General features: G+C 50.4%; 9 protein-coding genes. 2 read left to right on the top strand and 7 right to left on the bottom strand.

Going from position 1 to position 13,646, the window contains the following annotated elements:
- Positions 1 to 121: 121 nt before the first annotated feature.
- Positions 122 to 979 (top strand): AraC family transcriptional regulator, encoded by an 858-nt coding sequence (locus KDC22_RS12305; protein WP_211723223.1) that lies wholly within the window; start codon positions 122 to 124, stop codon positions 977 to 979.
- Positions 980 to 1,117: 138 nt separating this feature from the next.
- Here KDC22_RS12305 and KDC22_RS12300 read toward each other — a convergent pair whose 3' ends face one another.
- Complete coding sequence (locus tag KDC22_RS12300) at positions 1,118 to 2,521, bottom strand: DHA2 family efflux MFS transporter permease subunit (RefSeq protein ID WP_211724015.1); 1,404 nt, start codon at positions 2,519 to 2,521, stop codon at positions 1,118 to 1,120.
- Between the two features lie 558 nt (positions 2,522 to 3,079).
- Positions 3,080 to 5,068: a hypothetical protein gene (locus KDC22_RS12295; protein ID WP_246553520.1), complete on the bottom strand. Its 1,989-nt coding sequence runs from the start codon at positions 5,066 to 5,068 to the stop codon at positions 3,080 to 3,082.
- Between the two features lie 145 nt (positions 5,069 to 5,213).
- Here KDC22_RS12295 and KDC22_RS12290 point away from each other — a divergent pair, with 145 nt between their 5' ends.
- Positions 5,214 to 6,056: an AraC family transcriptional regulator gene (locus KDC22_RS12290; protein WP_211723222.1), complete on the top strand. Its 843-nt coding sequence runs from the start codon at positions 5,214 to 5,216 to the stop codon at positions 6,054 to 6,056.
- Positions 6,057 to 6,624: 568 nt separating this feature from the next.
- Here KDC22_RS12290 and ltrA read toward each other — a convergent pair.
- From ltrA to KDC22_RS12265, 5 genes are all read right to left on the bottom strand, one after another.
- The gene (gene ltrA / locus KDC22_RS12285) at positions 6,625 to 7,917 is read right to left on the bottom strand and encodes a group II intron reverse transcriptase/maturase (protein WP_211720874.1); all 1,293 of its coding nucleotides are present in this window, start codon (positions 7,915 to 7,917) and stop codon (positions 6,625 to 6,627) included.
- A gap of 617 nt (positions 7,918 to 8,534) precedes the next feature.
- Positions 8,535 to 10,331: a beta-glucuronidase gene (uidA, locus tag KDC22_RS12280; RefSeq protein ID WP_211723221.1), complete on the bottom strand. Its 1,797-nt coding sequence runs from the start codon at positions 10,329 to 10,331 to the stop codon at positions 8,535 to 8,537.
- Positions 10,332 to 10,376: 45 nt separating this feature from the next.
- Positions 10,377 to 11,720, bottom strand: coding sequence for an ABC transporter substrate-binding protein (locus KDC22_RS12275; protein ID WP_173137487.1), 1,344 nt, complete (start codon positions 11,718 to 11,720; stop codon positions 10,377 to 10,379).
- Positions 11,721 to 11,747: 27 nt separating this feature from the next.
- Positions 11,748 to 12,578 carry a carbohydrate ABC transporter permease gene (locus KDC22_RS12270; protein ID WP_211723220.1) on the bottom strand — a complete coding sequence of 277 codons (831 nt, stop codon included), beginning with the start codon at positions 12,576 to 12,578 and terminating at the stop codon, positions 11,748 to 11,750.
- A gap of 11 nt (positions 12,579 to 12,589) precedes the next feature.
- Complete coding sequence (locus tag KDC22_RS12265; RefSeq protein WP_246553518.1) at positions 12,590 to 13,534, bottom strand: carbohydrate ABC transporter permease; 945 nt, start codon at positions 13,532 to 13,534, stop codon at positions 12,590 to 12,592.
- Positions 13,535 to 13,646 lie beyond the last annotated feature (112 nt).

Raw genomic sequence — 13,646 nt, 5'->3', positions numbered from 1 at the left:
TGCAAGCGCTTCCTTTTCCTGTATTATAATAAATATTTACTGGTTAATCCTTGCAGATCCACGAACATATATTGCGCGGATACCGATAATCCCAAATTGTGTAATAAAAGGAATGATTGTTATGGATGAGAACACTAACTATATTTTCACCCCTATCCCGGAAGAAATGATCTGCTTCCACAGAACCACCACAACCGAGCTTCTTAACCCGGCCATGCCGTATCACCACCACGATGCCTACGAAATCTACCTGTTCCTGAGAGGCAATGCCTACATGTATCTGGAGCAGTCGTGCTACAAGCTGGCCCCCGGCGACATGTTCATCATCAGCCCCAGCGAAATGCACCGGTGTGTCTGTACCGACAATCAAATGTACGAACGGATCGGGCTGAACATCAAGCGGTCTACCTTGCAAAGGCTCTCCAGCCCGCGTTCTAATCTGCTATCCTGCTTCGACGGGCATCCCTTCGGGCAGGACAATCTGACCCGGCTCTCCCGGGACCAATGTGCCTTCTACTCCAGACTGGCCGACCAATTGATCGCTTCCCTCCACTCTGAGGCTTATGGACAGGATCTGCTGGCAGAGGCTTACGCCACCCGGCTGCTTGTGTTCATTAACACCCTCTATCAGTCTTCTACGTCCCCCTCGGACAACCTCATGCCGGAGCTGGTCAGGCAGACCATGACGTACATTGAGGAGCATCTGCTAGAGTCTATCTCGTCCGCACAGCTAGAGCAGGAGTTTCATTACAGCGGCAAATATATAAGCCAGCTATTCAGGGAGCACACTGGACTTACCATCCGCTCCTACATTGTGGGCAAGCGCATCTCCCTGTCCATGAGCCATCTTACCGCCGGGAAAAGCGTCGCCGAAGCCTGCGAGCTGTCAGGCTTCAGCGACTATGCCAACTTCATCAGAAGCTTCAAAAAAATAGTGGGCATGCCCCCCGGCAAATACAAAGCCAGTGAACAGCCCTGAGCGGAATGACTATTTTTGTTCGTGACTTAACTCAGCCGGATTTATCATATCTCAGTCGAACATATTAGGGATACGAAGGCTATAATTCTACGCGAGCAAAATAAGATCAAGGTTGTCTGATGGGGCACTAGATTATGATCATTCCGAGTCTCCAGACCACTTTTGGACTTTCACTCGTCTTACAAATACACCTAGAACAAGTCCGGCAAGGGCTACAAACATCGTGAAGAATAATGCGTTCTGCATACCAGCCATTAAGGCCAATGTTGCATTTGCCGGCTCTGTAGGATCAGCCACACTCTTAATAAAGTCTGCGGTTCCGGTTGTCATGATACTTACTGCCATTGCAATACCTATAGCTCCTGCGATTTGTTGAAGTGTATTCAATATAGCCGCACCATCGGGGTACATATCAGGAGGTAGCTGATTCAGACCATTTGTCTGAGCAGGCATCCATACCAAAAGAATTCCGACAATCAGACAGGTGTGCAAGACCACAATCAAAGCAATGGACGAAGCAACTGTAATATTAGAACAGAACCATAGAGTGGCTGAAACTATGATAAGTCCAGGTACGACCAAAAACTTAGGTCCGAATTTGTCAAATAGTGCCCCTATAACAGGAGAAAATACAGCTGAAATCACACTGCCTGGCAGAAGAATAAATCCAGTCGTCAGTGCGCTAAATTCAAGAACACGAATCATAAACATGGGAAGAATGAACATGGCGGATAGATAAACCATCATACATATGAATACCAGCAAAGTACCCATAGCAAACATAGGGTTCTTTAGAGTTCTTAAGTTCATAAGAGGTTCTTTCATGTTCAGTTGACGAATGACAAATAAGATTAATGCGATAACCCCGGCAACCAGGGGCACAATAACAACAGGGTTACTCCAACCATGATCTCCCTCTCCTGCACTACTAATACCATAAACAAGTCCACCAAAACCAATTGTCGACAAGACTAGAGAGTATATATCGATACGTGGTTTGGTTATAGGTGCTACATTTTTCATAAACGCTACGCCTGCCAACAAAGCAAGCACCAGAGTCATCAGCGATACCCAGAATATCCAATGCCAGCTTAGATAATCAATTAAAAGACCTGAGATGGCTGGGCCTAAAGCAGGTCCTGCTGTGAACACAAGACTGACTAGTCCCATCGCTTTTCCGCGTTTCTCGGCTGGGAATATAATAAGAGCCGTATTAAGCATCAATGGGAATAATAACCCTGCTCCAGCTGCTTGAAGTATCCTTCCTAATAGCAAGATATCGAAACTTCCCGCCATAGCACCAATTGCAGATCCTATTATAGACATACTGACTGATGTCAGGAAAAGCTGACGTGTTGAAAACCATTGTATCAATAGTCCTGAAAGAGGAACTAAAACTCCCAGGGTAAGTAAATAACCACTTGTTAACCATTGAACTGTAGCTTCCGTAATCGCAAACTGATTAATTATATCACTTACAGCAATATTAATTGCCGTTTCATTAAAAGTACCTATCATACCTGCAAGCATCAATGCAAACATAATTGGGAAAACCTTAACATTTGAAACTTTTTGATTTTCAGAAATAGTACCTGATTGCAAACCCCTCACTCCTCAGTGTCTTTCTAATTTTTGATTCATGTTAGAAATTAAGTAGAACAAAATACCTCCTTTGAAAAGTTATTTAATTCTCGTTCAAAATCCGTAGGAGAACTTTCAACTTTTTGATCTTAACATACGCCTGTCAAGGCCCCCCCTGAACCAAAGAGAAAGTCAACCCCCTTTTTTTTAGATTCACAAAAAAGGGGGTTGACTCTCGCGATAGCGGTACTCTCAGGATTAAGATTGAAGGCGGCCCGGCTGGTCACGAAGACATATGAGCATACGTGAAGTCGCGAAACGCTTGGATATTCAAAATAATACCTGAAACGAAGTTTTCCAGTATGGAAGAAGAAACGGCTGGCTTGCGAGCGGAGATCGACTATTTAAAAAAGCAGGTGCCGTTTCCTGCGCAAAGTTGCTTCAGGACAATTTTTCTCCGCATGTGCACCACAAAGTGAAAGAATGGGCCGCAGTGGATCAAGGTTATCAGATGGGGCGCTAGCGACTATTCTTAGCCTCTGCCTCCCAGTAATCACCCACCAGGCCTTCAATAATACTGGCGCTGGCCCAAGGCATCAGACAGAACCAGGTGCTGGCCGGTGAACCATCGCTGTAAGTCTCCGTTACCAGACCTTCCGAATGGCAGAACCGTTCGGACATCCAGCCTGTCAGGCCGTGGCCAAATTCCCGGTCATACCGGTTGTAGGTCTGGCAGCCCCAGCCGATCGTATCCAGCATCCGCTGCCGGACGTAGGGATCATCGCGCTGCTGCACGTAGTAATACAGCTCATCCACTACACTGCCCGACATCGGATGAATATGCGGATTGGCGACTGAGGTCACACTTCCCCCGCAGCTGGACCAGCCGACCACGCTCAGTGGCGGCACCTTAACGGGTGAATTGTAAGCAAATTTGAAGGTGAACTCGTAAGCTAGCGCATCTCTCATATGATCCAGATACAGCTCATCCCCTGTAAGGGCGTGCAGATATCTGACCGCTCGGATGTATGCCAGAATCCCTTCAGAGTCTACCGCCTTATCCGCATCAAGCGGCGCTCCATAACATTCCATCCGCTTCACATAGGTCTCATAATAATGCCGCTCGCTGCGCTTCAGGCTGTCCAGATGCGACCGGTTTCCGGTTAGCCAGCTATAGTAGGCGATTGCAGCCAGGATCCAGGTTCCGCTGAAGGAATCATATTCAAGCCCCGCACCGGTTCTCTCAGAGAGAATCGTAGGGTATTCATCGTCCGCATTCCGGCTTCGTTCCAGTACAGGAAGAATCCTCCGCACGAAGTCCACCCACTCCTCGTGGATAACATGCTTGAGCCGTTTCTCATATTCATAAGCCTTCATAATATAAAATAAGGCCTGTCCGCATAGATAAGCGGAATGTCCCGGAGTGCGCATTCCATCGAACCACCAGCCGTGAATACTCCATTTCCCGTCCTGATAGGCCTCATAAGGAAGACCGGAAGCCGGGTTCATGCAGTTCCCGATGATATTCTCAATGCAGGAGAGCGCCTGCCCGCGCATCGGCTCATCTCCCAGCCGCAGCGCAGCCATCAGCATGGGGGTGGCTACAGTCAGACCGTCTGTCCAGCTGATGGAGATGATTTTATTATAACGGTACCCGCCAGTCTCCTTGTCCTCATACACAAAGGTTGTGTAGCTCCGGTCTTCAGGCAGCCACGCATATTGGTAGATCGCCTCTGACAGGTCAGCCGCAGCACGCCGGATCTCACTGCCGGGTCTTGGAGGCTGATGATAGCGGGAATAGATGTCTTCCAGCGCAGGATTGATGCCCAGCTCAGATTCAGCCGTGTACTCGTACAAATCCAGCGTGAATGCTACAGACTCTGAGCCCGCCAGCTCAAAGCAGTTCTCCTCCAGAGGAGCCCGCTCCTTGACAAGGCGCGATTTGATGAACAGAAGCGGAGCATTCTCATACCCCAGCGTATATCCGACCGTTCCCTTGGCAAGCGAGCAGGTGAAGCCGCCATACTGGCAGAACTCTCCCTCGACCCCGGGCTTCCATTGGGACTTCACTCCAGCTTGGCTTACAAAATAAGGACTGGCACACAGCCCCCATACCTTGCCGTTGTCATAGACAAGCGCCGCCGGATGCGATAGCCGGTCGCTTCGGACCATCCACCAGGGAGAAGAAGGACGCGCGGGATTGCCTTCTCTTAGTCTCGGGAATTCGTTCGGAACATTCTGCGGAGCCTCCCCCCGGTTGCGTCCATACATAAAAGCGGGCAGAAAAAAACGCGGGGCAGTCTTGGCAAACGGCAGCTCCACATGAATAACTCCCGACCACGGCGTACGGTTTAGATTCGTAATCGTTACACATGCCTGATACGGCTGCATGGCACTGCCTGCTCCGCCTGTGATCCCGATGGATGCTTGTAATCCATGTCTGTCCAACCCGGTATATCCGGTATCTGCCTGGTGCTTGCTTCTTGCCGTTACAATCAGTTCCATCATCCGGTCCTCCATTCTGTGGTGTACAATACAACGCTTGCAAATCATATAATGACATGCTAGGATAAGGACATTTTATAGTAGTTTCAGAGAAGAATCCTTGCGAATTCCGTGCGATGTATTGCGCCAAATGACCTGGAGGTTACCGATGAACGACCCTTTTGAGCTGCGGTATGATCCCATCCATCAAGATTATCTCTACCTGCACAGAACGACTACCTATAATATGGGGACCTTCTATCACCGGCATGAAGCCTACGAGCTGTACTTGTTCCTGCGCGGCAATGTCAACTTCTATATCGAGAATAGCTGTTATCATCTGGAACGCGGCGATCTGCTTGTGATCAATCCCGAAGAGATGCACCGTTCCTTCAGCCAGGATGAATCAGAATATGAACGTATTACCCTTAACCTCCAGAAGTCATATTTGCACCGCCTGTCTACACCGGCAACCCCTCTATCTTGGTGCTTCGACTATCGGCCCAAGGGTAAGGGCAACATCGTCCATCTGGAGGAAGCCCGGCTGCAGCAGTTTCTCCGCCTGACCGGCGATCTGGAGAAGACGCTCTCGTCAGAGGACTATGGAGCAGATATTATCGCCAACAGTACGCTCGCACAATTATTGGTGCTGACCAACACGGCGTTTCATAAGACAGACATCGTTCCTGCCGATATCATGCCGGAGCTGGTCCGCAAGACTATGGAGTACATTGACGCCCATCTGGAGCAGACCATCACGCTGGAGCAGCTTGCCGGCCTCTTTCATTTGAACAGCACATACATCAGCCGCCAATTCAAACAACACACGGGCTTAACTCTCCGTTCGTATATATTGGACCGCCGGATTTCGTTAGCCAAGGCTTACCTCCGCGAAGGGCTTAGCCTTACCGAGGCCTGCTATCAATCCGGCTTCAGCGATTACGCCAACTTCATCCGCAGCTTCACCAAGATCGCCGGAGTATCCCCTGGAAGGTACGCCAGGCAGGAATAAGCAGACTGTAGAATGTCTCGCGGGAAGTGGAGCGGGAAGGCGCGGTGTATGCGGAAGGCGGGACTGGATGATTAGGGCTGGGAATTTACAGATTGCGAGGAGTGTTGCATACAGTTGAGGGCGCGGCGGGCTTACAGCGTTTAACTCATGGCGGCGGACTTACAGCGTCTGACTCCTGGCAGCAGGCTTACATCTGCGGATTTATAGCGGCGCGGACTTAAGCAAGTGGAAATTGTACATCTAATTTGGCGGTAAAGCGGTACGTAAACTAATTAGTTGGAAAAACGTAGCTTACTCAGCCCGACTTCTGCTAAATCCATCAGATTCCAGGAATTAAGTGTACTTTTTCCAACTGCTTGCCCCCAACGCTCGATTACGGCAAAATTAAGTGCCTTTTTTCCAACTACGTCCCCCTCCTCTCCCGCTACCGATTGCATAAGGCCCCCCAGCCGAGCCGGGGGTTGTTCTAGAGTAAAGGGCTGGTACAACCCAGCCCCTCCTCATCAAACCGTACGTGAGGTTTTCCCTCATACGGCTTTCCGATGTTTGTCATTCATGGGCATGCAGATTACAATAGCGTTTTTAGTCCACACTTATTGACCATATACTTGACCTCCGGGAATGAACTCATCCATCTCCTCCGTTGTCTCTTCTTCGCATACCACCGCGTAAATCGCTGCAGGATATACCAATCCAGCTTGGCTAATCTCTTTTGGCTGTAGTTCGTGTAGTAATAATTTCTCCATCCCTGTATCTTTGGATTGAGCCATTCCACGTGTTCCACGAACGATTTCCAGCGCATGCCGGGCGGTGCTAATCGGTCTTTGACCACGCCTCGGATACGTTCCTCTGCCTTCTTCGTTAGCCACTGCTGGGTGGTATAGTACACCTTCCCTTGAGAAGTTTCTGCTTTCGTTTTTCGGTGGTGCATTCCTAAGAAGTCGAAGCCTTCGTCTCCTGTCCACAGACCTACAATGCGGGTTTTGGTCGGATGCAGCGTGAGTTCTAGACGTTCCATAATGGTGCGGATGAGTTCATACGCATGTTCTGCATCCTTTTTGGTTTTACAGACCACGACGAAGTCGTCTGCATACCTCGTCAGTTCTCCCAGTCCACTTCCGTGTTTTTCCCATAACCGGTCAAAGTAGTTCAAATAGATATTCGCCAGCAGTGGCGAGATGACACCACCTTGGGGTGTCCCTAGATCGGAGCGCCGTACCTTTCCTTCTTCCATTATTCCCGCATGAAGCCACTTCCGTATGAGCTTCAGAATCCGTCTGTCATTGATACGCATCTGTACCAATTTCATGAGTTTCTCTTGATTGATATGGTCGAAGTAACCTTGGATATCGACGTCGACTACCCAATTTCCTTTGCGGTTGCAGGCTTTCCGGATTCGCTCCAGCGCTCCTTTGGCACTTCGTTTTGGACGAAATCCGAAGGAGACTTCTTTAAAATCGGCTTCAAAGATGGGTTCAATCACCAGTTTGGTTGCCATTTGTAAGACACGGTCCCGTACGGTAGGGATGCCTAGCGGTCTTGGCTTCCCATCTTTCTTCGGGATATAGTGCCGCCGAACCGGCTGCGGATGGTAGCTGCCTTCTTTCAATTCTTGCTCACAGCTTTTGAGAAATCTCGTCACTCCTTGTTTCTCGATTTCAGCGAGCGTTACGGCATCCACTCCCGCAGCTCCCTTATTCGCTTTCACCCGTTTCCAGGCTTCGCATAGCACATCCCACCGGTAGACTTTGTCGTACAAGGCATGGAATTTACGCTTGTTGTTCTCCTTGGCCGCATGACCTAGCTTTTCTTGGAGTTCTTGAACTTTTTCCTTGGGTGTCGTTAGCCGTTTGGCATTCACTCACTCGTACCTCCTCCAAAAGCGTAAACAAAGCAGGGCTCCTTCCCTCCCTAAGGTTATGTTGTCCTTAGGTTCTTCGGTACTACGAGCCCCTCGGACTCCCTTCCCACAGACGGTTCACTTCGTCTTCTGGACTTATAGAGCGCCTCTTTACGGGTTCCTAAAAAAAAATTCCGTGTGGGGGAGGGTCTCCCCAGTTCACTGCATTATCTTTCAATCCATGCCGTTCCCTATACGCCGGAGGGTTCTTCACTGTTGTTCCAAGTTCTGCACAGCTTCCTTGGCCTTCGTCCATAATAGCGGGACTCGGCTCCCTCTGTTCCCCTTTGCAGGGCCTTTTTGACGACGCGGCAGGATTCACTTGATGTTGCGGCCTGAATTGTTGCTCGCCCGGTCTCTGACCAGTACTTTTGTCGATGCGCTTTTACACACAGATTTCGCCATGTGCAAGCATCCTAGCTACAAAGGTAGCTTGGTCCCTCCTTTGGTTGGACTTTCACCAACTAGATAATGCGTGCCTCTGGGCACGCGTATCAAAAAAGGCCTCCCGTTATGGGAGGCTTGAAGGTTGGGAAGCTAGCAGACTTGCAAGCTTACGCTTACACCATAAGCTCATTTCACTTCTTATAACCAAAATCCGGTATCGCGGTCCATCTCCGGCGCAGCTCGTGGGCTGCGGCTTTGGGCTTGCGTTCCCGGGTGAAGATGCCCTTCTTGTTGCCCTGGACCCGGATGATTCCCTGGCTCGTAGCGAAGTCGGCGAAATTCCATACCTGCTCGCCCACGAATTCGGTGAACTCGTCGAACACCTCATGGTTGGCCCGGTAGAACGCCACCTGATATTCCTCCGTGAACATTATCGGCTCCACATCATGCAGCCCGGCTACGGTATCTGTTCCGTATTCGGTCATCATCATCGGCTTGCCCGGGCAGCGCCGGGTCCAGGCTTCCAGCTCCAGCCGCAGCTTGTCCTTGGCCGATTCCAGGTCGCCCCCGTCCACATACCAGCCGTAATAACGGTTGAAGGCCAGCACATCAATCAGCTCGGAGATTCTATCATTCGCTGGGGAGGCTTCAATATGCGTCACCAGCGTAACCGGACGATGCTGCGGATCTTCATCCCGCATCTGTTCAATCAGCGGCTTGAAGTATTCGTAAGCGCCCTCCTCATAGGAAGCCGGTTCATTAGCCACATTCCACATCACTACACAGGCATGGTTCTTATCCCGCTGAATCAGCTCCCGGATTACCTGCTGGTGATGCCCGAAGGTCTGCACCTCTTGCCAGGTCTCCTTCTTCGTTCCCCCTGAGAACATGACCAGGAAATTAAGATCCAGCCCTACCGCCGGAGTCTCGTCAATGACGACGAAGCCTTCACGGTCGGCAAGCCGCATCACTTCTTCGGCATAGGGATAATGCGCGGTACGGAAGGAGTTCGCCCCCGACCATTTCATCAGATTGAAATCCAGAATATTCGCCGCTTCATCCAGACCCCGGCCATGAAACGGGGTATCCTCATGTCTGCCATAGCCCTTGAAGTAGAACGGCTGGTTGTTGATCAGGAACTGTCCGGCTCTGACTTCAACCGTCCGCACACCGAACGGCAGCTCGTAGACATCAACCACCTGCTCCACTTCCAGAAGCTCAATCTTCAGGGTATACAGATAGGCATTCAACGGCTGCCATAGCCTGACAGAAGGAATATCCAGCACACCGGACCGCCCTGTACCTGAACAGACCGCATTCCCCTCTTCATCCAGCACCGTAACCCGGACATCCGCTTCTCCGCTAACATCCACACTATAGCGGACGATCCCCTGCTCACCCTGATAATCGGTTACTACAGTAACGTCCTGAACGAAGGTGTGCGGGGTGGAGTAGATTTTGACCGGCCGCTGGAGTCCTGCAAAATTGAAGAAATCGAAGTTCGGCTGATTCTTCACCCTGGTCTTCCCGTCCGGGCCCTCAGTCTCACTGTACAGCCCCACAGGCAGTGTCGTGTAATCCACCACATTATTCACGGCAACCGTCAACCGGTTCGTGCCAGCTTGAATATAGTCATTCACCACCGCTTCAAAAGGCAGGAATCCGCCGGAATGCTCCATCACAAGCACTCCATTGATGAACACCTTAGCCTTATGTGTCGCCGACCCGAACCTCAGGACAAGACGCTCATTCATGACGTTACGCGGAAGGGACAGCTCCCGCTCATACCATACCCAGCCGACATGACCCCGGATCTCCGGGTTTACACCCAGATCATTATAGGCAGAGGGTACCGCCATCGGGAGCGTATCTGTCAGCCTGGACGCATACCATTTCTCGTCCCATCCGGGGCCGTGATCCAGCTTGAAATTCCATACCCCGCCCAGATCATACAGGCCGCGGGTTTCCGTCATTATTGGATACAGCATGAACAACACACTCCTATCTGCTCTCTATTCTCTTGTATTCAGGATTCAGGATTTGGAATCAATGATCTTCTGGATCTTGGTTTGTGCATGCTGAATGGTATCCTCAATACTTTGACCCGACAGCATCATTTTATCGAATTCCTCCAGGAGCACCTTCTCCAGCTCAGCGTGATACGGGACTGCCGTAGCTGCAGTAGTGGATTTGGTATTCTCCAGTACATAGAGCAGAGACGCTTTATCTATCATCTCCGGATTCTTGCTGCCGGCGATGATGCGGTCTACCACATCGTTCAGATCGGCTTTTTTCCAGGACGGGATATTCTTCCCTTGCAGCACAATGCCTTCGGTGGAGAACCAGCGGATGAAGGTGTACGCCTCGTCTTTGTGCTTGGATTTGCTGTATATGCTCAGTACATCCCCGCTGACATTCGCAGCAATCGGATCTTCCGCCTTCAGCTTGGGAGTCGGAGCGAACACCGTCTTGAAGCTGGCCGGAATGGTCTCGGTTCCCCCGGTTTCCGGGATCAGGAAGGAGCCTGTGAGAATCATGCTTGTATCCTGGTTGAAATATTGCGGTCTGTAATTCAGCTTCTGGCTGACCACCTCGGAATACGGTGTGGCAGAGCCTTCTGCTTCGCCCTGAAGACGCAGCTCCAGCGACTTACGCATGAATGGATTATCAATATTAGCCTTCTTACCGTCATCGGTGGTCAGGTTCGCGTTGACCGGCTGGCCGAAATTCTGCACCAGGTATCCGTATTGAATCCAGCTGTGGAAATAGGTACCATAGCGGGTTTTATCGCCTTCTTTTTTCGTCATAGCCTTCGCGTATTCCATATACTGATCCCAGGTCCAGTCCTTGGGCAGCTCAAGTCCGGCTTCCTTCAGATGGTTCTCATTGATAATAACGAGACCCTGGGAGGACTTGCCGGGCAGCCCGTAGACCTTGCCGTCAATGGACGTATCCGCCGTATATTCATCCGCGAACTTAATTCCGTCCTTAGCCAGATAATCATCCAGCGGCTCGATCATGCCCAGCCCCGCCCGTTGGGAGAGAAACGTCATGTTGCTGAACATGATAATATCCAGATCATCGCCGCCGGCAACGGCCAGATCGAGCTTCTTGTAGAATTCATTGGAGTTGTTATCCTCAGCGGAGGCGAACTCCACCTTGATGTTCGGATGCTGCTTCTCGAATTCGGCAATGACGACATCCCAGTTGTCCATTTTTTTGGCATACCAGTTGCTCAGCTTGATGGTTACAGCTTTATCCCCATCCTTAGCGGGAGCGGAAGCCGCATCCTCCTTCGAATTGGCCCCTCCGCACCCGGATACGAGCAAGGCTAACAGCGGTACAATGATGAATAATTTCCGTTTCGCTCTAAACATGATATAACCCCCTGTAGTGTAATTAGTCTAGCCTTTGACGCTTCCCATAGCAACTCCCTCAATCACCTGCTTCTGGCCGATGATGAAGATGATCAAGAGAGGTAGAATGGCTGATACGGCACCTGCCATCATTAAGGAGTAGAACTCGCCGCTGAAATCAGCGAATTTGCGGATGCCCAGCTGCAAGGTGAACAAGGAATCGGACCGGAGGAAAATCAGCGGATTCTGGTAATCATTCCAGGTCCAGATAAAGCGGAGAATCATATAGGTAGCAAGGGCTGGCTGCACCAGCGGCAGGGCAATCCGGCTGAATATCGTCCAGTGGCCCGCCGCATCAATCCTTGCGGATTCAATAATCTCATCATGAATGCCCAGGAAGAACTGCCGGAGCAGGAAGGTTCCCAGCACGCCTGACGCCGCAAGCAGCACCAGTCCCATATGACTGTCGAACAGTCCAAGCCAGCGGTACATGATGAACTGCGGAACCAGGATGGCCTGGGTCGGAATCATGAAGGTGGCCAGGACAACGATGAAGAGCGAATCCCGTCCTTTGAAGACAATTTTGGAGAACCCGTAGGCTGCCATGGCAGAGATCGTCAGGGACAGCGCTGTCGACATCAGGGTGACCTTGGTGCTGTTCCAGTAATAGAGGGTGAACGGCACGGCGCCCGCCCATACCTGCTTATAGTTCTCTACCATATTCCATTTCGCCGGAATCCACTGAATCGGATACTTCATAACATCCAGCTCCGGCTTGAAGGAGGCGGACAGCATCCACAGGAACGGCATAATAAACAGTATCCCGGCAACCCCCATGAAGAGGGTTACGATAACGCGGCTAAGCTTGATTGAACGCATGTGTAAACCTCCTAGTAATTGACCCATTTCTTTTGTCCGACCCATTGAATCAAGGTCACCAGCAGGATGAGCATCAGCAGAATAATCCCCATCGCGGAAGCATATCCCGACTCCAGATTAATGAACGCAACCTCATACAGATAGAACACAATGACTGAGGTTGAACCTGCCGGGCCGCCGCCTGTGAGGACCATTATCAGATCGAAGACCTTGAATGATCCGACAATCCCGGTAATCAGCAGGAAGAACGAGGTAGGAGATAACAGAGGCAGGGTAATTCTGAAGAATTGTCTGAGCGGTGATGCACCGTCCACATCGGCGGCTTCATACAAGTCCCGTGAAATATTCTGCAGGCCCGCCAGATAGATCACCATATTGAAGCCGAGCGAGGTCCACACCATAATAATCATGACCGAGATCAGGGCAAACTTGGGATCAGCCAGCCACAGGGGCGGATTCTCGACCCCTATAGATCTGAGGAATCCGTTGATCGGACCATTGTTGGGGTGATACAGGACTCTCCACAATAAGGCGATGGCCACGAAGCTTGAGATAAAGGGCATGAAATAGATCACTTTGAAAAAGGTTTTGAAATACGTTGCTTTGTTGATTAACGCTGCCAGCACCAGAGCCAGGAACATCGCTACCGGAACTACGGCAATCATGATCAGGTTGTTGATCAGCGAGCGATGGAAGGATTCATCCTGCATCAGCCGTGTGTAATTGTCCAGCCCGACCAGTTGAAACCCCTCCAGCCCGGACACAAAATTCCAGTTCGAGAAGCTGATCACGCCGGATAAGAGAATCGGAATAATCACTAACGTAGTGGTAAGAATGAGCATGGGTGAAATAAATAGATACCCCGCAATATTGTCGTAAAAGGATTGCTTGCGCATTCTGCCTGTTCCCGGCTTACCGTACCGCTTAATTGTCCCCTCTTCAGGAATAACCTCCACTGTTTCCACCTCGTTTTATGTTTGTAGCTTCATTATAGAAGAGCTGTTTTGCATGCACATGCAACGAATTTATCTATGATGAAAAGTTTGTATAGCATTATTTTTTCTAAAA

It is taken from the genome of Paenibacillus tritici, from assembly GCF_018207515.1.
GTDB lineage: Bacteria > Bacillota > Bacilli > Paenibacillales > Paenibacillaceae > Paenibacillus_AQ > Paenibacillus_AQ tritici.
The sequence above is the reverse complement of the archived record's forward strand: the minus strand, read 5'-3'. Positions and strand labels throughout refer to the sequence as shown.

Coding starts and splice junctions, on each gene's coding strand:
- KDC22_RS12305 (WP_211723223.1), top strand. CDS start 122: ATGGATGAGAACACTAACTATATTTTCACCCCTATCCCGGAAGAAATG.
- KDC22_RS12300 (WP_211724015.1), bottom strand. CDS start 2,521: ATGTTTGCATTGATGCTTGCAGGTATGATAGGTACTTTTAATGAAACG.
- KDC22_RS12295 (WP_246553520.1), bottom strand. CDS start 5,068: ATGATGGAACTGATTGTAACGGCAAGAAGCAAGCACCAGGCAGATACC.
- KDC22_RS12290 (WP_211723222.1), top strand. CDS start 5,214: ATGAACGACCCTTTTGAGCTGCGGTATGATCCCATCCATCAAGATTAT.
- uidA (WP_211723221.1), bottom strand. CDS start 10,331: ATGCTGTATCCAATAATGACGGAAACCCGCGGCCTGTATGATCTGGGC.
- KDC22_RS12275 (WP_173137487.1), bottom strand. CDS start 11,720: ATGTTTAGAGCGAAACGGAAATTATTCATCATTGTACCGCTGTTAGCC.
- KDC22_RS12270 (WP_211723220.1), bottom strand. CDS start 12,578: ATGCGTTCAATCAAGCTTAGCCGCGTTATCGTAACCCTCTTCATGGGG.